This window comes from Noviherbaspirillum aerium, assembly GCF_008929045.1.
Lineage (GTDB): Bacteria > Pseudomonadota > Gammaproteobacteria > Burkholderiales > Burkholderiaceae_D > Noviherbaspirillum > Noviherbaspirillum aerium.
The window spans coordinates 1-20,846 of the sequence record NZ_VFAH01000029.1 but is presented as its reverse complement, the minus strand read 5'-3'; the positions used below and the strand labels follow the sequence as shown (position 1 = coordinate 20,846).

Below are 20,846 nucleotides of genomic sequence, written 5' to 3'. Positions count from 1 at the left end.
ATCAAATTGCAACATGACGCCCGCTAGATGTCGCTCCACCTATCTGTGCAGCTCATCTTGAAAAATCCAATCCGGTTCCCGCCAAGTCCTGAAGCACCTGCATTTAGCTGGGTAACTGCAGCCTCCCAATGAAAACGCCAATACCCCAAAGGATAAGTACAATCCCGGCAGCCTTCCCTATCCAGTGCCCCAGTGGCATAAACTTTTCAACCAGTATAAGAATGGCTATTCCAGATATCCAAGCAAGGTTCATTACACCACCAACAAAAAGCAGCAGCATCAGCATCCAACAGCATCCGGTGCAGTAAATCCCGTGCTCAATGCCCATTATCAGCGCCCCAAGTCGCCCCTCGCGCCAGTGGTTGACCACAAAATCAAGCGGGGAGCGACAGTTGCGTAGACATGCCTGCTTTAGCGGCGTGAATTGATATATTCCAGCGGCGACAAAAATTGCAGCCGCTAGAATCACACTTGTCGTTTCCATCATGCGAGACAGCAAAGTTGCTTTTTTAAGTGCATACTGGAGTGTCACAGCAAACAGGCTAAACGCAAGCCAGCAAATGAGGTAACCGCCAGCAAATACACTTGTGCGAGGACCAGAGCTCTGGCCCGACTTGACACGTCGATTGCGGTCGACCATTGCATAGAACAGTATCATCGGGAAGGCACTGGGTAGCATCATTGCAGCCATCATAACTGCCCACATGACAAACATGAGCAATGCGTGGCCGGGAGTCCAAATCTCTGGACTCATCGGCATGAACATACCGCCCATCTCCTCCATGGTGCCCGCGCCAGTGAGTAGATATGCCCATGACAACCCAATTACCAGCAACAAGCCGCAACTAACCACCATGCGGTCACGTTGTGCAATGGTCTCGAAAAATGAGGTGCCTGCCACGGTAAAGCCTCGGACGAATAATTACCCTTAAAGTACCGATGAGTTACGCAGCAACACCATCGGGTGTCTGGACAACATACGCTAGTGTGCTATGCGTAGCTTGTGTCTGGAATGGTATTGCTCCGGTGCTCTGAATATTTGCTGAGGCAACTTCACCCTCGATATGCTCGAATCCTTCTGGCATAACGACCTTGATGCGATGCTCAGCTCCTGTTACCGGGTTCTTGATTGGTTCGACGCTAGTGACCAATACGCCTGGAACATTTAGCTGCGCTTTTCGCGCGTCCTTGTCGAACTGGAAGGTAATTGGAGCGAACACCGGGTCATGCATCTTGGTGACAATGATGCTGAAAATATGAAATAGGGTCCCTTCTTTCGAGAACTGTCCGGACATAATCTTGAATAGGGCATCGCGCTGCGACTCGTTCGCTTTTTCATCAATAATTGGCTGGAGCTGGCCGTTGCCTTCATGCAGGGCACCTGGAAAATGGACGACGACAAAGAAACTCAACCCATCCAGATTAACGTTCTCGAAGTGCCCTTTGGCGATTCGCATTCCTGCGAGCCCCATGCAATGGCCCAGCGTTGGCTTGGCATTGAAATCGCAAGGGCAACCATATGCACATGTGCAGTTCTTTATCCATTCGCCTTCGAGGCGCCAATTGTTCTGGGCCATGATAGGCCTCCTATTCGACAGACCAATAAAATTGCCAGGAAAATTAACCTGGCACCCGCTCTTGTCCATGTTGCATGACCTTCATGCGAAGCCCTACCGGACCCATGTTGAATGTAAGCTTCTCTTCCACTTCCTTTCCGTCCGACGTCTGAATTTCCGCAATGTCGAAGTTCTTGACCAGCATGGAGACGACTATTTTTATTTCTTCGAGTCCGAGATATCTGCCCGGACAGGTTCTCGGGTCAGCACCGAATTATATTGATACCGCGAGGCAAGCCGGGAATGTGATTCTAGTTCCGTGGCAAGCTCCTTTAACGTGCAATGCCAGAATAGAAATCCTTTACAGCTTAATATAGGCTTCACCGCATGGGTCCGCTTGTTGTCCATCAAAGTAGAGCTTATCGGTGACCATGGGTGCGGCTGCGTCACAAGCAGGTGCTGACTGCTTTTCCCCTTGGCGGAATTCTTGAACGTTCTATAACCATCGTTTGATGGAAAGAGGCTTCTGCCATCTTCCAGAAAGTTGCTTCTCCACTATAAGTCAGGTCCTTCGCGGCTGTAGCTCAGTTGGAGAGAGTACTTGGCTACGAACCAAGGGGTTGTAGGTTCGATTCGTACTAGCGCACCATATTTCGCCGTATTTGCTTGCCAACAGGCTAGCAATTAGAAAGCTGCAACGCCTTGGGAGGCATTTCACTCTTCAGCCTGCCCGGTTATCTTCGCCTTCGGTAGAAACTCAATGCCCGTCCTTCGAACCAACTCGGGGTAGCTAATTGGCTTGCCAGCACGCGCGTCATCATTGTTCTCAATCCAGTGCGCCCACGCGCGCCCCGTAGCCGCGTCGTAGACCAGCTTGTAGAGGTATTTGGGGACCCACACCCGATTGTCACCAATCGTCTTTGGGCTGCCATCAAATACCGGGCCCGTGATGACGTACACATCGCCTTTTGCCCGCAATGCGTACTTTCGCGTCGCTTCCTCAATGCCATTCCAGGGCTTCTGGTTATTCTTTGGTGCCTGCGGCACCATGTTTGCCAAAGAAAAACTTTGCGCCATTGCTTGGGGGGTCGACATATTTCCAGCTGGGGCGAGATGCCCACGTGAGTAGCCGCTGTTTTTGTAGTCATCAAGCTCAGCACGCTCACCGCGGGGTAACCTGGCATCAGAAAAGAACTTGTCACTGCGTTTGCCCGACTTGTCATTCTCGAGCTGCGCGCGGCTAAGGCGTTCCGCTACGAAGACAGGGGTCTTCGAGGAGCCTGAGTGGAGTACTGCGAAAGCGTCGTAGCAGAGCTCTCGGGGCTTGAGCTGCTGGGCATGAGGAACAACCGGCGGCGCGCCGTTCGCAAAGAACTGCGAACAGGCTCGAAAGTCGGTTGGCTGGTTGGTGCCCCTGGAAACGTCGGCCGGAGCTTTTGACTCCGGTATTTGAAGGAGGCGCGACAGCTCATCAAGGAGCGTTGGTTGTTTTGCGTACGCTGAGAAGGAGGCTACAAGTGACAGTGCGAGAAGTGCTTTTTTCATTCCGCGATTTTACTGCCTCCAACAGAAGGCAGTAGGCGGGCCGGACCTTGGATTTGGTATCACAGCATCGACCTGCCCTTGTCAATCATGTACTAGCTAAATGACGTCTCAACTTGCGGCACGCTCAGCCTCGTCAAGGCGCTTTCTGCACTCTTCCTCGGCATGTACCGCGGCCTTATATGCCTTATTTGCTTCATTGTAGGGTGGAAAGAGATTATCCAGCATGTCCCTCAACCTCTCTAACACAGGCCGTGCTTGAGCATAGTCATCATGAAGTTCTAGTCTATCCAAGGAAGTCAAGGCATTATCAAGATGCTCATATGCTTTAAGTTTGCTTTGGAACTCTGGGCTAAGTGCATCCAACGCCTGTTTGGCTCGGCGGCAGTTGTAGCGTGCGGTGCGATATTGGGCCTCAAGTACTTCAAATGCGGTGTTCATGGTCTATGTCCTATTGTCAAAAAGTGAAAAGAGCTTTTCATCGCTCTGTTTCGTATAGGCACAAACTTCAAAATCGCACCACGATTTGGAAAATATTTTTATCGGGACAGTGAGAGTGCGCCGCCAATAGGGTTTGCGCTAGTTTTTAGCAAGGATTTAACTTGCAAAAAGCATGCTGTAGCTCTGGTCGACGACTTCATACTGGTTCGGCGAATACCAGGCGCGACTGCCACTCTGCACTGCTCCGGTGTAGCCCCAAGCTACTACTTGCCTACTGACTGCAGCATCGGCAACCATTCCAACATCCAGGCCTATGTTTTGAATGTCATCAGACCGTAGGGCTAGGCGTTTGACCCAACGCTCCAGGTGCGGACGAGCGGCCAACGTGTCAGATTTGCTTCTATTGCAGCTAGGGTGCGCTAGAACGAAGTTGTGAGCCAGGTCTCGCGGATACTGGGAAAAAGGAATGAAATGGTCGACATCCGCATCAGTGAGACCGCCCCGACAGTAAAAGCACTTGGCACCCTCAAGCTTTCGTAGGCTAGCCCCTAACTGTACGAGTGACTGGCGAGATGTCTCAAACAGGAATGCCTCCAGGTCATCCGCTTCGCCAAGAATAGGCAAGTTCCTTTGATTTCCCTTGATGTGTCCAATCCAATGTGCTCGCGCAAGCTGTTGTACGAGCGGTTGGAAGCGCCGCAAGCAGTAACCTACTCCTGGCTTGAGGCGCACCCTCCCATTGCCAGCTCTCTCGTAGAGGAACTCGTCAGTTCCACCACCAAAGTTTTGCAGATAGCTCAGGGGCTGAGCAGAAACAGTATTGGTGACGTCTGAAAGCAGCCGGTTATACCCAGGAGCCGTCTTGGCTGCCTGAGGCGAGGCTGTGGCACACTCCGCACGGAAACTAGCTATAGCTGATACAACTGCCGCTTGAGCACCGAGATTTTGGGAAAGGATGTTAGGTTCTGTACTTGGTCTTCCAGTACCGTACGGTGTGGCTTGACGCCAGTACAAATGGATAAACCGCTCGCCAATCTGCCGGGTCGTGAGCAGTAGCTCTCGTCCATCGTCGGCACCAAGTTCAACGGCAAGGTCAGCCAAGGAGATGAGCAATGCGTACTTGTACGTCGCAGTGAAGTCACCCTCAGCAAATAGGCGCTGGAGCTTCGACAAAAAGGCGAGCTGCGATTCGGGGCTCGGAGGCGGAACGATGGCTGGCACGTTACTACCGTTTTGACCAGTAATCGGCTTTCTCTGGAATTACCCAGCGGACACCGCCGCGAGGGTCCGCCATATCGCCTGCATACCTTGGAATCAGATGTATATGGAGGTGCGGCACGGTCTGGCCGGCTGCAGGTCCATCATTGATTCCAATGTTGTAGCCGTCTGGCTTGAACTCGGTCGCGGCTACTTGTTTGGCTTCGTCTAGCAACGCAAGCAGTGCCTGACGCTCTTCCTCAGATGTGTCGAAAAACGACCCTATGTGCCGCTTCGGTATGATAAGGCTATGCCCCGGTGATATCGGGAAGCCGTCACGAATCCAGAGAGCATGGTCATTTTCTCCAAGGACTCGTTCGGACGATAGCGCGCAGAATGGGCAAGTAACCTTTGTCATGGGAAGCGGCGTGCAATACGTAACGACTCAGTGCTGAACTGAAGTAAAGTCTTTGATATGCGCTTTTGCAAACTTGATAAGCTCAAGCCTAGACGCAATTCCTTTTGAAAGGTCGTCATGGGTAAATGCCTTGCCCGTAGATTTTGCGGGCAATACACCGATGTACTGCAACGGCTCAATCAGAGATTCTTTGACAGCGGAATTTTTCCCGACCAAGTCTGATGTGGCCACTTTCCAACCCTGCTCGTCTAGCGCTTTGGGGAAAGTCGCTTTGGTGTATTGACCGCTTTCGATACCATTAACAAGGTGTTGGAGGAAGGTTTCGATGTCTGGGTACTGAATCATTTGGTTCTGTATTTCAAAAAAAGAAAGAGGGCGTGCTACTGAATACGGCTGCTATCTATCGGCTGTCGGCCACTGCATCGTGATAGTCGTTCTTGTGACCAAGCTGTCGATTTCATCGCAGGGCCAGCAAGTCCTCAAGTTCAAGTGGTCGTGCTCGGCAAACTATTGGAAGAGGCAACCAAGCTATGCCTCATCTACCTATCCATCAGATGCAATTTGGCAGACCTCTCTATGCTCGATTGCCTATCAAACGGGCAAGCCTTGTACAGACTGGCGCCGCCATCCCTCGACAGCTTCCAAATGGCCGCGTACGTGTTTGTCCTCGCCCCACCGCTCCCAGAAATCCACAGTTCCACTATTCGGCCGCTGTGTCGGTTCCATGACACGAATCCGAGTAGGCAGCAGACTTGCATCTCCAACCACCAAAGCTTCTCCCGTATCGAGAACCGGCAACAGGTCTCCGAAGCCGCCGAGGCTATCCGGCAGAAGGCGTCTCACTACTGCTTGGTCATCCCCATTAGTCAGTCTCATGGCAATCAGGTTATTGCATTGGCTAAGAACCGTTCGATTAACTTCCGACGGCCTCTGGCTAATTACCACTAACCCAGCGCCATATTTACGCCCTTCTTTCGCGATGCGCTCAAAGATTTCAACAGAAATATCACCAGCCGCACCGGAAGAGCGGCTTTCAGGTATGTAAAGATGAGCTTCGTCGCAGAACAATGCAACAGGGTGTCGCCTTTCTGAAACGGTCCATTGCTGGACTGCGAACACAAGTTTAGCAATGAGGCTTACGATAAGAGGCAAGATGTCAGCAGGCACCTCGGAAAAATCGATAACCTTGACCCCGCCAGTCCCATCTGTCTGGTCCTTTGTTCCTGCGACGAGTGCCAAAACTAAGCGCTCTAGCCACTCATATTCCATTGTTTCGACATTACCTTGGAATAGGAATCCAAGACGCCGGTCGGTTCGCTTATTCTCCAGGCGCTGAATGAGGCGACTTAGTTTGCCGTGAAACTCGCCTTGCTTCTCAGTTCCGGTTTTTGCCCCTGCAACCATCTCAACGTTTAGCCCATTGAGTTCGGTGATAACTTCATCGAGGCTAAACGGAATTGGACTGTCGACAGTGAAGTTAGCAAGGACCTCACTGTGCCCCCCATCAGTCAAATATTTGCGCTTGGCATTGACAACGGCACGAGACATGACCATTGCTTGATTCGGTGCATTTTGGTCCGACCTATCGACAAACATCGAGGTCATGGCCTCATAGCCCAACAGCCAGTAAGGGATGAAAATCACACCGTTGTCTAACGTGGCACCAGCATCAAGGTCACCAGGACCGGCGATGCGGAAGTGCTTAATGCCGGGGCCGCGCATCGGTGAATATTCGCCATGGATGTCGAAGACCAAGGCGCTAGCATTACTCAAGGCCGCAACTTGTTCCAGTACTCTCGCAGTTGTCCAAGATTTTCCCGACCCAGTGCTACCCACGATAACGGCATGTCTTTGAAAAAACTTGTTGCCGTTGAGGTAAGCCTCTGCATTCTCATCCAGCGTGTAGTGCCCCAACGATAGCTTTTGGCCATCTCCAGCAATATTTGCCACGACACGCATGAAATCTGTGAGACGTTTTCCTTCTAATGAGAAGCAGTACGCGTCGATTTCTGGAACTGTCTCGAGGGTACGGAGAAACACATTAACTTTATCGCCGACCTTATCAACAAGGGTACCAATCAGAGAAATCCGAACCGAGTTCTGTTCAAGTATCTCGTCATCCGAACCTTCTGTCGTTCCGTTTTTTGCGTCGATTGCAGTGCGAGTGATTTTTTGAATAATCCCGATGAGGTGCTGACCCGGACGGCTACTCTGCAGTACGGCAAGCCGATTCACTTGCAGTTTTCGAAGTCTTTCGGTGTCGTCTACATTCACAACGACCATTGTCGTATCTACGGCGCGAACGCGGCCCAAAGCTTCATCATCATCGTAGGCAAGAATACCCATCAGCCACCCTCACATTATTAATTCAAGAAATTTATCAAGTTTCCATACTGAGCGACCCGGCAATTCTTCTCCCTCCGGTCGTTCATTCGAAAAGACCATTGTTCCTCTTTCACATTCTTCCATTGCCAAATACCTTTGGCACTTCCCGCTTCGAAGAAACTCATGTGCTTTATCACTTATTTTTTGGGTGAGTAGCACAAGCGGAACTTTCCGGGAATTGCATCTCTGTACAAGTAACGGTTGCAAATGTTCATCATTAAAACCGTATCCGATGCAAAGGAAGGCGCCCGCATCAGTAATCGCCCTGTCAGCGCTTTGCATGGTCGTGCGAAATGGTTCTCCATGTGTCCGTCGATACTTTTCGATACCCGGAGTAACAATTAATGGCTCAAGTTCAGTCGAATAACCTGTTGAAGGCGGAAGCGATACTACAACGCCATCTCGGTCCTGAAACCAACTGAAGGAACCGTGGACTTTCCAAACGTTCACCGTTCGCTGTGGCTTGCCACGTACAGTAATTTTCGGTACTTCCGCTCGATTCCCAAGCATTCCAAAACTAAACCCGGTGTAAGCATAATAGCCAGCAGCTTCAGCAGCATATTCAGCGAGCCGGTCGTAATTGGGCGTTACAACTTGAAGTTCAGTTGCTGTGCTATTAAAGAGATGCTGAAACAGTTTGGTCAGTGGGAGAAGCTTTCTGTTGCCAGTTATCTCCTGAAATACTGCAATGTCTGCAGAGTTCAGGTAGGTCCAAGTGGTACGAACAATATGTTGTGTAAGGCTAGGTGAGAGGGTTACCTCAGTCAGTGCTGACTCAAGGTCCAAGGTCTGAATCTTGTCCTTAAAATCGTCCCAGCCCTTCAGGTCAATAGTTCCCAAGCTATCTGCAATGACCGAGCTCGCCAAGTGTTTTCCCAGCGCGCCCATCCCTGGAATTCCATGAGGTGCCGACGCTCCGCTACCAAGAACGATAACGGGCACTTGCGATGTACAGTCTTGCGCTACTCGTTGCGAAAGTTTAAGTATCTCCATCCGAAATTCCAGTGTTTTTCTGAATCATATTGGCAATTATACATGTTCCCTAATGCAAGATAACCAACACTAGTCCATAAAATGCAACCTAGAATTTCATATGCTTCTGGGCAGAATTTCAAAAATTCGACGGAAAGTGAGCCTTCAAATCGATAGTTTAGCTGGCTATACCGAACCATTGTGGAAGTGCAAAGGCGGCCAACTCCATATCTGTTGCAAAGGGGTAGTGCCGAAGAAGCCTCCGCGCTTGGTCACGTATTTCATGCGGTATGCCCGGGGTACGGACAGGACAGGTAAGGCAGTCCAAGAATTCTCGAGTATCTACAACGGCTCGAGTCCGCTCTTCAGGTGTAGTCACGATGGGTCTCTATTGATATCGACGTTTTATTCAAAACGGCAACGGTCGAGCTGGCAGATATGTTATTTACATCTCGTCGAGCCTTGTCCTCACCGCGTGCTGGGCATCGGGGTCGCTTATACCTACAGCGCCGTCGGTGCGGATGAGTTTCTCTCGGCACCAGGTAGGCCAGCCCACGTGTTCATCATCAAGCGCAAACCAAGACTTGGGCTCACGACGAGAAACGTCTTCTGCAATCTGTAGACCACGAGAGAGAAGCGAGAACTCGTCTTTGCGGATGAGACGGTGGTTGAAGGTTGCTCCGATGACTCGTTTCTGGAGCGATGGACTCAACCGCGACTTTGCAAAGTCAAAGCTACGACCGAGTACCCATGATGTCGACAATACGATGGCGACGTCCGGATGAGGGGCTAGCAAGTCTTCGAGGATAGACATCCATTCAAATAGTGTGCGCCCGGGCGCGGCAATATAGATGCCACGGTACGGGTGTGTCAAAACGTTCTCGTGATGGAGGACGCCATCAAAGTCCAAGTAGAGGATTTTGTCGGCAGTAAGAGGCTTATCCATACTGGTGCTGCGTCAGATGTTAGGAGTAGGCCAACCGAGAAGCTGCGCCGTCCGACGGGAAACCCAACGCATTTCGTCGTCTGAGCCCCATCGCATTTTCAGAGACCGTTCGAAGTATTGGCCGAGAATTTCGGCGCGAGAGAGGTGAGCGTATTTGCCAGTCTCAGTTTCTCGGCATCTAGCAACGAACTGCTTTGCAAGGTCTTCGCAGATGTCCCATCGCTGCCAAATCTCTGGCGGTGTACAACCTGGCGAGTAGAACTTGCCGTTGTAATGCACGAGAGCGAGCTTGGAGTGGGCACCAGCTAGCGAGCTCAATATGCAGGGGCGGGGGAAGTCTGTGGGCACTTGTTCGAAATTCGGGCCGTCACTGCTTTGTTCAGTTGTGCTCATCTCTAGCTTTCAAGTTTCTCGTCTAGCCATCTCTCAATGGAAGCCATTACTCCACTCAAGTCACCCTCGGCGACGACGCCAAGTCCGTCGTAATTCAAGCTCGTCCGAAGAAGGTTGGGGTTGAGCCTTTTTATGCGCTCGAATTCAAAGATGTCATCTTCTTTGTAGGTACGGTATCCGAGCTGTCGCGAAACCAATTCTTGATGAATTTGATATTCGAGTTCAGCGATACCGAGCAGGACCAAAAGATAGCCATACTTAGGCGCAGCGAACTTGTCGGAAAAGGCAGGTTTTGTGGTGCTCAGTAATCTCGTGGCCCAGAAGTAAGCAAACTCTTCGATTTCGGCCCTGTTTTGCCCAACGAGCTTTTCCGATTTCCAATCAGACAATTTTTTAGCAAGGGTAGCTAGAGTTTCGTGCTCCATCTGCGATGCAAAAAAGTGCTGAAAAGGTTTGCTTTCAAACTGCGCTATCAAGGGATTTATGTCTTCATCTGAACTTAGGGTGCTCATGAATATGCCTCCTCAACACTGTGCTCGAACAGCTTTGATATTGCAGACAGAGGACCGGTCAGGTCGCCCTCCGCCATAACAAGCAGGGATTTGCGGCGAAGCATCGCGCGCAGAAAATCCGGACCTATGTGCTTTAGCCGGTCTCGTTCAAAGAAGTGTTGGACTTGCGGCCCATATGTTTGATAGCCAAGACGCCTAGATTTCAGCTCTTCTCGCACTAGGTAATCGAGCTCCGCAAGGACAACAAACGTAAGCTCATTCGATAGTCTTGCGAACAAACTCAAGTGCGCGGAAGGATGTTCCTGGCGAACATCATGAATCCATGCGCCGACAAACTCCTCAAGCTTGTCTTCGTCACGGCTTGATATCGAGCCGTTCTTGTACTGAGCCAGTGCATCTTCGAGAAAGGTTAGGACCTCAATTGGCATTTGCTTCGGTTCTACGGCGAAAGCTAAGAGCCTGCGTTTGTGTTTTTCGGTGGACGTCATTTCATCTCAATTCTTCGTATAGGTTCGTCGCCCCTATTGAACAAGGCGTTTCCTATTAGGGGTTCAAGAGAAGGTTTGTAGCCTTCCCAATAGACAGCTAGCCGGCAACTTCCTAGCAAAGTGAGCGAATGGTCTTAAATTTCAGTTAGCAAAAGCTGACAGCAATCGCTCAGTTTTGAAGCCCCTTTGGAATCAGTTAATACCGAATTTATGCTTCGCAGCTAAATTACTAGGTACGTCACGTATACGATTGCTATATAAATCGTTGCGAATTAGCTGTCGGTATGAGCAAGGAGCTACAAATGCCAGAAAAGTTATGTCGTACAAACAGTGTAATACTAAACAGTGGAACCGTAAACAATGTCTTGCCCCAGTCTGTAGACGCAAAGAATGTAATACTAGATGCTACATAGGCTATGACCACGCCTATAGAAAAAGAAGAAGCTGAGCTCCGCGCGCGCTTTGCTCACAACGTCAGAATCATTCGGGTACAAAAAGGTATCTCGCAAGAAGACCTTGCAGATGCATCACGCCTGCACCGCACTTTTGTAAGCGATGTAGAACGGGAAGTACGCAATTTGTCGCTGGCTAGTATCGCGAGGCTTGCGGACGCGCTCAAAGTTGACGCAATAGAGTTTTTTCGTCCAATCGACCCAGCTACAGAGGTTCTGCCAAGGTCGTTGCCGAAGGGACCTAGAAAGAAGCCAAAAGAATCCTGACCTTCGGTCCGGGAAGGTCACAACTGCAGGCGCGTCAGACTAGAAAATAAAAATTCTGCCTATACCGTTCAAGCGGCACCTACCTTCATTAAGCCGCTATGGAGCGGTTGATGACAAATTATCTAGATATTTATGAGCTTGCTGCGCTTCTTGGGAAGCGGCCGGAGACCATCAGGAAGAATATGAAGAGCCGACCGTGGACAGTGCCTCCAAGGATGCATATACCTGGGACGCAGATGCTGAGGTGGAAGTTAGCCGAGGTAAACGTTTGGGTAGAGGAGCAAAAAAACTTATAGGTTAGGCGAAAAATTGTTATTTTATTACTGCTATCAGACCAGTTTTCAACATTGAAGTCTGGAAAAAACCTTGCAAATTGGCATAGGCCGTAGACATTCATGCAACTATAAACAAGTACCTTTGCGGTACTGACTGAAACATAAGTTCGCATTTTTCCTGTCAGCATTGAGCAAGCCGCTCAACTGTGGTTAAACCCTTCTTGACTGATAAGCGCAAAGGTAGGTTTATCCTCTTCTGCCCTAATAATGACGTTCATGCTCACTTCTCTTCAAAGCCATCCTAAGACTGCAATGTCCTGTCAGCGTTATGCATACATAACAACCTCCGCCAAAATACAGCCTATTGCACAACATCGTCACAGGGCAATATTCAAGATAGAGCTTGACAAGATTTGAGAAGAAATTAGGTATAAAGCTAACTACTTCACGGCCATGGCGCCGTTCATCCTGGTGACACCCTTCGCCGGCGTCTGGAGCGACCGCTACAGCAAACGCCGTTTCCTGCTGGCCGGCGACTGCATGAGCATTGTGATCGCGGCAGCGATCTTCCTGGCATTGCAGGTATCGACGGGCACGACGCTTGCGGCCGCACTTCTGCTGCTGAATTTCGCGCTGGCCAGCGTCGGCGCGACGCATCATCCGATGTTCCAGAGCTATGCGCCGGAAATTCTTGCCGCCGACTCCCTCAAGCGCTTCAACGCATTCATCAATGCAGCCGACAATCTCATTCGCGTACTCGCCCCGGTGCTGGTCGCCGCCGCGCTTGCATTCACTTCAAAGGAAATGCTCCTGCTCGCCTGCGGCGCCGGCTTCATGCTCTCGCTGCCGCTGATCTATCTTTCGCGAGAGCCGCAGGCCAGCGGCATTCGCCGGACCGGCATCCTGCGCGAACTCGCCGATGGCCTGCGCTATGTGCTGGGGGATGCGAACCTGAGCACCTTCTCGCTGCTTTTCTTCTGCGTCAACTTCGGCCTCGCGCTGATCGGCGCCAACCTGGTCTTCATCTTTTCCTCCATCTACGGCGTTGCGCAGGAAGACATCGGCCTGTATTACGGCGTGATCGGCGCGGGCGCGGTCACCGGTTCATTCATTGCGCCGCATCTGATGAACCGTTTCGATGAAGCGGCCCTGATCGTCACCTGCTGTGCGCTGGCGGGCGCGCTTGCGCTGCTGGCCTGCCTGGCGACGGGGCCGCTGGCGATGTCGCTGATCTGGGCAATATCGACGGCTTGCCAGTCGGTGGTGGTGGTGACCTTTTTCACCTTCAGGCAGCGCGTCGTGCCGAGCGGATTGCTGGGACGCACCATCGGCGTGACGCGCCTGATCTCTTATCTCGCGATTCCGGCGGCAAGCATCCTGGGCGGCCTGCTGCTCGACCGGCACCAGAGCGCCGTGCTGGTGCTCGCCAGCGGCGGCGGCGCCATCCTGCTCGGATCGCTGATCGCGATGCGCTCGCCGGCTTTCCAGCACAGGCTGGCGCGGCAGCCAGGAATTTAAAGCGGATTGCAGATGAGTGTAAGGAAGAGTCGGTCTGTCTTGGGATGCAGGGCAAGACGGGAAGACCGTTGTGTGGCGGGCCGCGCCGGCAACGAACAAGGCTGCCGTGTGCCCAAGACGGACCGGGGCGACCGACCATTCGCCTGCTATCCGCTCTCAGCTTGCGTCGCCATCAATGCCTCGACATGCCAGGCTCAGCTGGCGCCGGCGTACTCCGTGCCGAGCCCATATGCGGACAGCTGGCTGTCCGGCATGTCGCGCGGCCGGCTGTCCCTGCCGGGCAAGGCATTGTCGCGGTCGGCCAGATAAGTCCACAGGCGCGAGACGGTTGGTTTCCCGGGCCGCGTCGCGGTGGGCCGTTCGCGGTACAGTCGGATATCCATGGTCACCGACCATTCAGGCCGCCCGCCGTCAGCCACCGCCAGGCAATCCGCAACATCGCCCACCACCATCGATTGCGGCAGGAAGGCGAGGCCCTGCCCCTGCATCGCCATCATCTTCACGCCTTCGGCCATGTCCGTCTCATAGCGCTTGTCGAAGGCGAGCGTGCACTTGGTCTGGCGCAGAATGAGTTCGATCATGCGGCCGAAGAACGTATTGGGCGAGTAGGACAGGAAAGGCAGCGGCGCCGGTCGCCCCTCCGTCATCGAGGCCAATGAATATTCAGGCAAGCCGTCCGCGCCGCGCCGGGCATAGGGACGCAGCATCTCGCGCCCAAGCACCAGCATGTCATAGCGCCCGGTGTCGAGCTGCACCGCCTGCCGGGGATGGTGGTAGCACAGCAGCAGGTCGCAGCCGCCGTCGACCATGGTCATTACCGCATCGTGCACGTTCTGATTGAGCAGCCGCACCGGGAAATTGCCGAAGCCCTGCTGCACCGCGGTCAGCCATTGCGGCATATAGTTGAGCGACAGCGTATGGGGCGCCGCGAAATCGATGGCGGTCTGGACCGCCGGCTTCTTCGCTCCCATCTCCGCGCGTACGCCGTTGATCTGGCTGAGCATGTCCTGCGCCTGCTCGTAGAATGCCTTGCCGGTGGCGGTCAGCCGGGTGGGCAGCGCGGTGCGGTCGACCAGGTCGGCGCCCAGCCAGGCTTCCAGCGCCTGGATGCGCCGGGAAAACGCCGGCTGCGATACGTGGCGCGCGTCGGCGGCGCGCCTGAAACTCTGGGTTTCGGCGAGGCAGATGAAGTCTTCCAGCCATTTGGTTTCCATGCGATCGGCTCCGGCGTTGGTCTTGGCCTGTCGGTGCAGGAAGCGTGCCAGTTGCTCCTGTCGCCGCACGCACTCCGCCACGCGGGCCGCGATGGGCGGCAAACCACACGCCGGGCGGCTATCGCGTGCAGATCTCCACACCAGCGCCGCTTTTTCGCCGCGCCAGGGCCGAGCCAGGCCCGCGGCCAACAAGGCATGCTACTTGCGTATCGGCCGCGCGGTACATCCCGCCGCGAGGTGCCGGCGTGTATAGTGAACGCCATTTGACGGCGGTGTCATCCGCCTATCCGCCCGCGCCTCCTTCATGGACGCGGGCAGTGCCAATGAATCAACACAGCAGCGCATATGCAAGACGAAGCCGGGCCGGAAAAAACAGTGAACGCAGCGCGCGTGCGCAAAGAGCGGGCCATGCCGAATTTCGCCGCCTGGCTGGCGATCGCGTTGCTCAGCCTGGCAGCCGCCTGGCCGGCGTATCAATGGGCCCAGCGCAAGGGCTATGATGCGCTCGATGAAGTCTCTGTCCATCAGCTCGACCTGTATGCCGCCGGCCTCGAAAGCGAACTCGGCAAGCACGACTATCTTCCCAGCCTGCTCGAACTCGACCCCGACATTCTCGCGCTGCTGGGCGGCGCAAATGACCCGCAGCTGCTGCGCAAGGCCAATCGCCGCCTGTCCAGCCTCAATGTGCGCGCCGGCTCCATTGCCATTTTCGCCATTGACAACAAGGGTATCGTGCGCGCCGCCAGCAACTGGTTCCAGCCGGAGAGCCTGGTCGGGCAGGACTTGTCGGACGTGCCTTACTTCGCGCGCGCGATCGAGGACGGACAGGCCGGCTTCTTCGCCCCGAACATCGACCTGGAGTCGCCGGAATACTATTTCGCCCAGTCGATCCGGCGCGAGGGCAAGGTGGTCGGCGTGGCGGTGGTCAAGATCAGCCTGGCTCCGGTCGAATCGACCTGGGCCGCCTCGCTCAGCCATCCCCAAAGCGAAAAGCTGCTGGTCGTCGATGCCAACGACATGATCGTCATATCGTCGGTATCGGAGTGGAAATATCAGACCACGCCGCTGATTTCGGCCCTGCGCAAGGTCAGGCATGGGCGGGAGCAGGATGGCGCATCGCAGCTCATCGCTCCGCTCGGCATCGTGATCGAGGGCCTGCTGGAACACGGCAACCACCTAGTGCGGCTGCCGCGCTCCAACCCTTCCCTCGCCGAGAGGAGATTCATGACGCAGGATCGCTTCATGGTGAGGACGGGATGGCATATCGTCACCCTGTCGGACGCCTCGGATGTGACGCGCAATGCGCGTTACGCGGGCTTCGGCGCCGGCGCCTTCACCGCCTTTCTCGGACTGCTCGGCCTGTACATCGTGCAGCGACGGCGGGTGGCGCGCATCCAGGCGCAGGCGGCGATGGATTTGCGCAAGGCGCATGACGAGCTTGAATTGAAAGTGCATGAGCGCACGGCCGAGCTGAATTCGCGCAATGCCGAACTGCGGCGCGAGATCGTGGAACGCAAGCGCACCGAGCATGTGCTGCGGGAAGCGCAGGATGAACTGGTGCAGGCCAGCAAGCTGGCGGTGCTCGGCCAGATGGCGGCGGGCATCACGCATGAAATCAACCAGCCCCTGACCGCGCTGCGCTCGCTGTCCCACAACGCCAAGCTCTCGCTGCAGCGCGGCAACAGCGACAGACTGAGCCACAACCTCGACGCCATCAGCGCCATGACCGAACGCATGGGGCGCATCACCTCGCAGCTGAAATCCTTTGCCCGCAAGGCGCCGCTGACCCTGAGCCCGGTGGTGCTGGCCGATTCGGTCGACAATGCGCTGTTTCTGCTGCAGAGCCGGGTGCGCTCGGCCCAGGCGGAAGTGAGCGTGGAAATTGCGCCGCGGCTGCGGGTGCTGTGCGACGCCAACCGGCTGGAACAGGTGCTCATCAACCTGATCGCCAATGCCCTTGACGCGATGCAGGACCTGCCGGCGGACGCCCGGCGAACGCTCTCCATCGCGACGCAGCCGCAGGACAAGGATGGCCGGGTGACGGTGCGCATCGCCGACAGCGGCGCCGGCATTCCGGCCGACACCATGCCGCACCTGTTCGAACCCTTCTTCAGCACCAAGCCCCAGGGCGAAGGACTCGGGCTCGGCCTGGTGATTTCCTCGGGCATCGTGCAGGAGTTTGGCGGCGTGCTGCGCGCCCGCAATGACGAGCGCGGCGCGGTATTCGAATTCGATCTCAAATCCATGGGAGAAATGCAACATGTTTGAGGGTTTCACCATCCTCTTCGTCGAGGACGATCCCTCGGTGCGCAGCAGCGTCACCGAGACGCTGGAGCTGTCCGGCTTCGAGGTGCTTCCCTGCGCCTCGGCGGAAGACGCTTTGCCGCGGCTTGCGGCCGGATTCGCGGGCATCGTCATTACCGACGTGCGGCTGCCGAAAATGGATGGCTTCGGCCTGCTGCGTCATGTGATCGCTCTCGACCATTCGATTCCGGTGATCGTCGTTACCGGCCATGGCGATGTCGCGATGGCGGTGCAGGCGATGCAGGAAGGCGCCTACGATTTCATAGAGAAGCCGTTTGCGATGGAGCGCCTGGTGGAAGTTGCGAGGCGCGCGCTGGAAAAGCGCACCCTGACCGTGGAAGTCGACCTGCTGCGCCGGCAGCTGGAAAACAAGCATGGCATCGATGCCGTGCTGCTGGGCGATTCCGCCCCGATGCAGGCGCTGCGGCGGCAGGTGCTCAATCTCGCCGACACCTCGGCGGACGTGCTCATCATCGGCGAGACCGGCACCGGCAAGGAACTGGTCGCCCGCTGCCTGCATGACCACGGGCGGCGGCGCGATGCCAATTTCGTTGCCCTCAACTGCGGCGGCCTTCCCGACTCGCTGTTCGAGAGCGAAATCTTCGGTCATGAGGCGGGCGCTTTCACCAATGCCGGCAAGCGCCGCATCGGCAAGCTGGAACACGCGAACCGCGGCACCCTGATGCTCGATGAAATCGAAAGCATGCCCATGGCGCTGCAGGTGAAGCTGCTGCGGGTGCTGCAGGAGCGCAAGCTGGAGCGCCTCGGCTCGAACGAACAGATCGCGGTGGATTTCCGCATCGTGGCGGCCACCAAGGCCGATCTGCGGGAACTCAGCGAACAGCATAAATTCCGCAGCGACCTGTACTACCGGCTCAACGTGGCGGTGCTGGCGCTTCCGCCCCTGCGCGACCGGCGCGAAGACATTCCGATGCTGTTCGAGCATTTCGTGCTGCAGGCGGCGGTGCGGTACGGCCGCGAGGCGCCGATGGTCGACGGACATTACGTCAGAAGGCTGATGGCGGAAGACTGGCCCGGCAACGTACGGGAACTGCGCAACGTCGCCGACCGCTATGTGCTCGGGCTTGCGGGTCCGGGCGGGCCGGTCGGGCTGGGCGACCCAAGCGGTCATGGCGGCGAGTCGGCGGGCGCTCCGCCGCTGACGCTGAGCCAGCAGCTCGATATCGTTGAAAAGGCGCTGATCGAACAGGCGCTCCGGCAATATCAGGGCCGGCCGATGCCGGTCTGCGAAGCGCTCGGCATCGCCAAGAAAACCCTGTACGACAAGCTGCATCGTCACGGCATCGCGATAGAGCAATACCGGCCGCTGGCCGACGGCGACGGCTGACGCCGTCCCTATCGATAATCGTCGGGGTTGGGCGAGTCGGTCGGCTCCGCGATCAGCTTCTTGAATGCGGCGCTCATCGGAAATCCGAGATTGACATTGTTCGGCGGGATCGGCGACTGGAACCACTTGTGATAGAGCTGGGTCATCTCCCCGCTCCTGAACATTCTCACGATGGCTTCATCCGCCAGCTTCTTGAACTCCGGATCGTTCTTGCGCAGGATCACGCCATAGGGTTCCACCGACAGCCCGAGATGATGGATGCGATAGTTGGAAGGCGTATCCGCATTGGCGACGAAACCGTGCAGCAGCACGTCATCCATCACGAACGCCGCGGCACGGTCGGCTTCCAGCATGGCGAAGGAGGCCACATGATCGCGCGCCGCGACAATCGCCAAGTTAAGCCCGCGCGAGCGGTTGAGCGCCACCAGTGACGCCAGGCTGGTGGAACCGGCGGTGGTCACGACGGTCTTGCCGGCCAGCCCGCCGACATCGCGAATATCATTGCGCCGCTTGACGACGACACTGGCGGAAGCGACGAAGGTAGTCACGGTGAAGGCCACCTTCTTCTGACGCTCGGCATTGTTGGTCGACGTGCCGCATGCCAGGTCGACAATGTCGTTGGCGATCACGGACAGCCGGTTCGCACTGGTGACCGGCGTGTACTTGATCTGCAGGTAAGGCATGTCCAGCCTCGCCTTGACCGCGTCGACGATGCGGGAACAGATGTCGATCGAATAGCCGATCGGCTGCGGCTTGCGGTCGATATAGGAAAAGGGGATCGTGCCTTCGCTGAAGCCTATGGTGATGATGCCGGTTTCCTGGATCTTGCGCAGCGTCGGCGACTCCTGCGCAGCGGCGCGCGGGGGGAGCATGCAGGCGATGGTCAGGCTGACAAGAATGGCGGCAGGTTTCATGCTGGGTCGTAGACAAGGGATGGCAGGAGAGTCTTGGTCGGCACTGTACCAAAGATATCGATCCAGATGTCCAACATGTTGGCAAAGCCATCCAGTCAGCCTAGTCGCAGCCGCCTGGTGCAAGGTTTCACGCATCGCAGAGGCGGTTTGCAAAATTTTTTTCGCCGGCATGAAGCCGCCGCCAGCAGCGTCGGCACGATCCGCGCCCGCAGTGCATCGCTTGCGGCGGCAATCCCCAAGGCATTGATTTCTAATGGCTTTCCCTACATTAGTGCGCCTGCGTGGTGCAAAAAGGTGCGGTGATCCACACGCCTTTTCGCCCTGAGTGCGGCCTTCGAAACTCGCCCGCCGACCGATGCGTTTTCTGCATCGCCAGATGCCAACAAAGCATTGGATTCCACCCCGCGCGTTCCCCTAGCATTCGATCCGGTTGCAGTATCGCTGCGACATTCGAACCGTGATCATACGCAATCACACGCAATCATGCGTCTACGTACAACCCGTAACGCTCATTCAAGGAGAAGTCATGAAGGTCACCAGCTTGCTCGCCGCCCTGATCGGCGCAGGACTCGTCGCGGGAGCCGCACAGGCGCAGGAAAGCGCCACGCTCAAGAAAATCAAGGATAGCGGCACCATCACCCTCGGTGTGCGTGACTCTTCCATTCCCTTTTCCTATCTGGACGACAAGCAGTCCTACCAGGGCTACTCGATCGACCTGTGCATGAAAGCCGTTTCGGCCATCCAGAAACATCTCGGCCTGACCCAGCTCAACGTCAAGATGAACCCGGTGACCTCGGCCACCCGCATCCCGCTGATGGCCAACGGCACCATCGACCTGGAGTGCGGTTCGACCACCAACAACGTCGAGCGCCAGAAGCAGGTCGCCTTCGCGCCGACCACCTTCGTGTCGGGCAACCGCCTGCTGGCCAAGAAGACTTCCAACATCAGTTCCATCAACGACCTCAAGGGCAAGACCCTGGTGTCGACCGCCGGAACCACCTCGATGCGCCAGGTGACGGCGCTCAATACCGAGAAGAATCTCGGCATGAACATTCTCTCGGCGAAGGACCATGCCGAAGGTTTCCTGATGGTGGAGACCGGCCGCGCCGTGGCCTTCCTGATGGACGACATCCTGCTGGCTTCGCTGGCCGCGACGTCCAAGTCGCCGGGCGACTATGCGATCACCAAGGACGCTCTTGAACTCGAGCCCTACGGCATCATGATGCGCCGCGACGATCCGGGCTTCAAGAAAGTGGTCGACGATGCGATCACCGGCGTGTTCAAGTCCGGCGAGATCAACCGCATCTATGCGAAGTGGTTCCAGTCGCCGATTCCGCCCAAGGGCGTGAACCTGAACTGGCCGGTGAGCGAGCAACTGAAGAAGGTGATTGCCAAGCCGACCGATTCCGGCGAACCGGCCGCATACAAATAAGCACTGACTTTCATCCGGGATGACGAGCCCGGCGGGCGCAGGAACGGATAAGCCGGCCGCCCCGAAAGCCGGCTCGTCATCGACGCACCAACCAAGAGAAACCCTATGAACTACAACTGGAACTGGCGCATCTTCTGGGAGCCGTCGCCCGACGCGGTCGGCACCTACATGGACACGCTGCTGTCGGGCCTGTACTGGACCCTGGCCACCGCCTTGCTGGCCTGGATCATGGCCCTGATCCTCGGCGCCATCATCGGCACCCTGCGCACCCT

Annotated in this window: 21 protein-coding genes, 1 tRNA gene and 2 pseudogenes; 8 read left to right on the top strand and 16 right to left on the bottom strand. The window is 55.7% G+C overall.

The features are described 5' to 3' along the window. Window positions 1–103 precede the first annotated feature (103 nt). The 3 genes and pseudogenes from FH061_RS25950 to FH061_RS31900 form a co-directional block, all read right to left on the bottom strand. Entirely contained in the window at window positions 104–901 is a 798-nt protein-coding gene (locus tag FH061_RS25950; protein ID WP_225984895.1) for a DUF2182 domain-containing protein, read from the bottom strand. 43 nt (window positions 902–944) lie between these two features. Beyond that, on the bottom strand, window positions 945–1,577 hold the full coding sequence (locus FH061_RS25945) for a DUF1326 domain-containing protein (protein WP_151638735.1): 633 nt from the start codon (window positions 1,575–1,577) through the stop codon (window positions 945–947). Between the two features lie 43 nt (window positions 1,578–1,620). Then, a pseudogene (locus FH061_RS31900) lies at window positions 1,621–1,818 on the bottom strand (hypothetical protein); the annotation flags it as partial. A gap of 311 nt (window positions 1,819–2,129) precedes the next feature. On the opposite strand from FH061_RS31900, the gene FH061_RS25940 reads away from it, so the two are divergent. Continuing rightward, window positions 2,130–2,205: transfer RNA gene (locus FH061_RS25940), tRNA-Arg, on the top strand. 65 nt (window positions 2,206–2,270) lie between these two features. Here FH061_RS25940 and FH061_RS25935 read toward each other — a convergent pair. The 11 genes from FH061_RS25935 to FH061_RS25885 all read right to left on the bottom strand — a co-directional run bounded on the left by FH061_RS25935 (window position 2,271) and on the right by FH061_RS25885 (window position 10,850). Further along, a complete protein-coding gene (locus FH061_RS25935; protein WP_151638734.1) occupies window positions 2,271–3,101 on the bottom strand; it encodes a DNA/RNA non-specific endonuclease in 831 nt (276 codons plus the stop codon). Between the two features lie 108 nt (window positions 3,102–3,209). Continuing rightward, window positions 3,210–3,539 carry a hypothetical protein gene (locus FH061_RS25930; RefSeq protein ID WP_151638733.1) on the bottom strand — a complete coding sequence of 110 codons (330 nt, stop codon included), beginning with the start codon at window positions 3,537–3,539 and terminating at the stop codon, window positions 3,210–3,212. 156 nt (window positions 3,540–3,695) lie between these two features. Beyond that, window positions 3,696–4,271, bottom strand: coding sequence for an HNH endonuclease (locus FH061_RS31285; RefSeq protein WP_225984900.1), 576 nt, complete (start codon window positions 4,269–4,271; stop codon window positions 3,696–3,698). Window positions 4,272–4,764: 493 nt separating this feature from the next. After that, entirely contained in the window at window positions 4,765–5,154 is a 390-nt protein-coding gene (locus FH061_RS25920) for an HIT family protein (RefSeq protein ID WP_151638732.1), read from the bottom strand. Window positions 5,155–5,181: 27 nt separating this feature from the next. After that, complete coding sequence (locus FH061_RS25915) at window positions 5,182–5,499, bottom strand: hypothetical protein (protein WP_151638731.1); 318 nt, start codon at window positions 5,497–5,499, stop codon at window positions 5,182–5,184. Window positions 5,500–5,745: 246 nt separating this feature from the next. Continuing rightward, on the bottom strand, window positions 5,746–7,500 hold the full coding sequence (locus tag FH061_RS25910; RefSeq protein ID WP_151638730.1) for an ATP-binding protein: 1,755 nt from the start codon (window positions 7,498–7,500) through the stop codon (window positions 5,746–5,748). Window positions 7,501–7,509: 9 nt separating this feature from the next. Further along, window positions 7,510–8,532: an SIR2 family protein gene (locus FH061_RS25905; RefSeq protein ID WP_151638729.1), complete on the bottom strand. Its 1,023-nt coding sequence runs from the start codon at window positions 8,530–8,532 to the stop codon at window positions 7,510–7,512. A 157-nt stretch (window positions 8,533–8,689) separates the two neighbouring features. After that, a complete protein-coding gene (locus FH061_RS31670; protein ID WP_151638728.1) occupies window positions 8,690–8,890 on the bottom strand; it encodes a BPSL0761 family protein in 201 nt (66 codons plus the stop codon). A gap of 66 nt (window positions 8,891–8,956) precedes the next feature. Next, a complete protein-coding gene (locus tag FH061_RS25895; protein ID WP_151638727.1) occupies window positions 8,957–9,457 on the bottom strand; it encodes an HAD domain-containing protein in 501 nt (166 codons plus the stop codon). A gap of 395 nt (window positions 9,458–9,852) precedes the next feature. Then, complete coding sequence (locus FH061_RS25890; RefSeq protein WP_151638726.1) at window positions 9,853–10,362, bottom strand: hypothetical protein; 510 nt, start codon at window positions 10,360–10,362, stop codon at window positions 9,853–9,855. Then, a complete protein-coding gene (locus FH061_RS25885) occupies window positions 10,359–10,850 on the bottom strand; it encodes a hypothetical protein (RefSeq protein ID WP_151638725.1) in 492 nt (163 codons plus the stop codon). The genes FH061_RS25890 and FH061_RS25885 overlap by 4 nt, the downstream gene beginning before the upstream one ends. A 416-nt stretch (window positions 10,851–11,266) precedes the next feature. Here FH061_RS25885 and FH061_RS25880 point away from each other — a divergent pair, with 416 nt between their 5' ends. Both FH061_RS25880 and FH061_RS25870 read left to right on the top strand, forming a co-directional pair. Continuing rightward, window positions 11,267–11,569, top strand: coding sequence for a helix-turn-helix domain-containing protein (locus tag FH061_RS25880; RefSeq protein WP_151638724.1), 303 nt, complete (start codon window positions 11,267–11,269; stop codon window positions 11,567–11,569). 728 nt (window positions 11,570–12,297) lie between these two features. Then, a complete protein-coding gene (locus FH061_RS25870; protein WP_151638722.1) occupies window positions 12,298–13,362 on the top strand; it encodes an MFS transporter in 1,065 nt (354 codons plus the stop codon). 194 nt (window positions 13,363–13,556) lie between these two features. On the opposite strand, the gene FH061_RS25865 is transcribed toward FH061_RS25870, so the two are convergent. Continuing rightward, window positions 13,557–14,576, bottom strand: a complete 1,020-nt coding sequence (locus tag FH061_RS25865) for a LysR family transcriptional regulator (RefSeq protein ID WP_151638721.1) — start codon at window positions 14,574–14,576, stop codon at window positions 13,557–13,559. A gap of 345 nt (window positions 14,577–14,921) precedes the next feature. On the opposite strand from FH061_RS25865, the gene FH061_RS25860 reads away from it, so the two are divergent. Together FH061_RS25860 and FH061_RS25855 are read left to right on the top strand one after the other, a co-directional pair. Next, on the top strand, window positions 14,922–16,844 hold the full coding sequence (locus FH061_RS25860) for a sensor histidine kinase (RefSeq protein ID WP_151638720.1): 1,923 nt from the start codon (window positions 14,922–14,924) through the stop codon (window positions 16,842–16,844). After that, on the top strand, window positions 16,837–18,228 hold the full coding sequence (locus tag FH061_RS25855) for a sigma-54-dependent transcriptional regulator (RefSeq protein WP_151638719.1): 1,392 nt from the start codon (window positions 16,837–16,839) through the stop codon (window positions 18,226–18,228). The genes FH061_RS25860 and FH061_RS25855 overlap by 8 nt, the downstream gene beginning before the upstream one ends. Before the next feature lie 8 nt (window positions 18,229–18,236). Here FH061_RS25855 and FH061_RS25850 read toward each other — a convergent pair whose 3' ends face one another. Next, complete coding sequence (locus FH061_RS25850) at window positions 18,237–19,142, bottom strand: transporter substrate-binding domain-containing protein (RefSeq protein ID WP_192805264.1); 906 nt, start codon at window positions 19,140–19,142, stop codon at window positions 18,237–18,239. A gap of 33 nt (window positions 19,143–19,175) precedes the next feature. Here FH061_RS25850 and FH061_RS30725 point away from each other — a divergent pair, with 33 nt between their 5' ends. The 3 genes and pseudogenes from FH061_RS30725 to FH061_RS25840 all read left to right on the top strand — a co-directional run. After that, a complete protein-coding gene (locus tag FH061_RS30725) occupies window positions 19,176–19,445 on the top strand; it encodes a hypothetical protein (RefSeq protein ID WP_192805263.1) in 270 nt (89 codons plus the stop codon). A 223-nt stretch (window positions 19,446–19,668) separates the two neighbouring features. After that, window positions 19,669–20,574 (top strand): transporter substrate-binding domain-containing protein, encoded by a 906-nt coding sequence (locus FH061_RS25845; protein ID WP_151638717.1) that lies wholly within the window; start codon window positions 19,669–19,671, stop codon window positions 20,572–20,574. A 105-nt stretch (window positions 20,575–20,679) separates the two neighbouring features. Then, a pseudogene (locus tag FH061_RS25840) lies at window positions 20,680–20,846 on the top strand (amino acid ABC transporter permease); the annotation flags it as partial.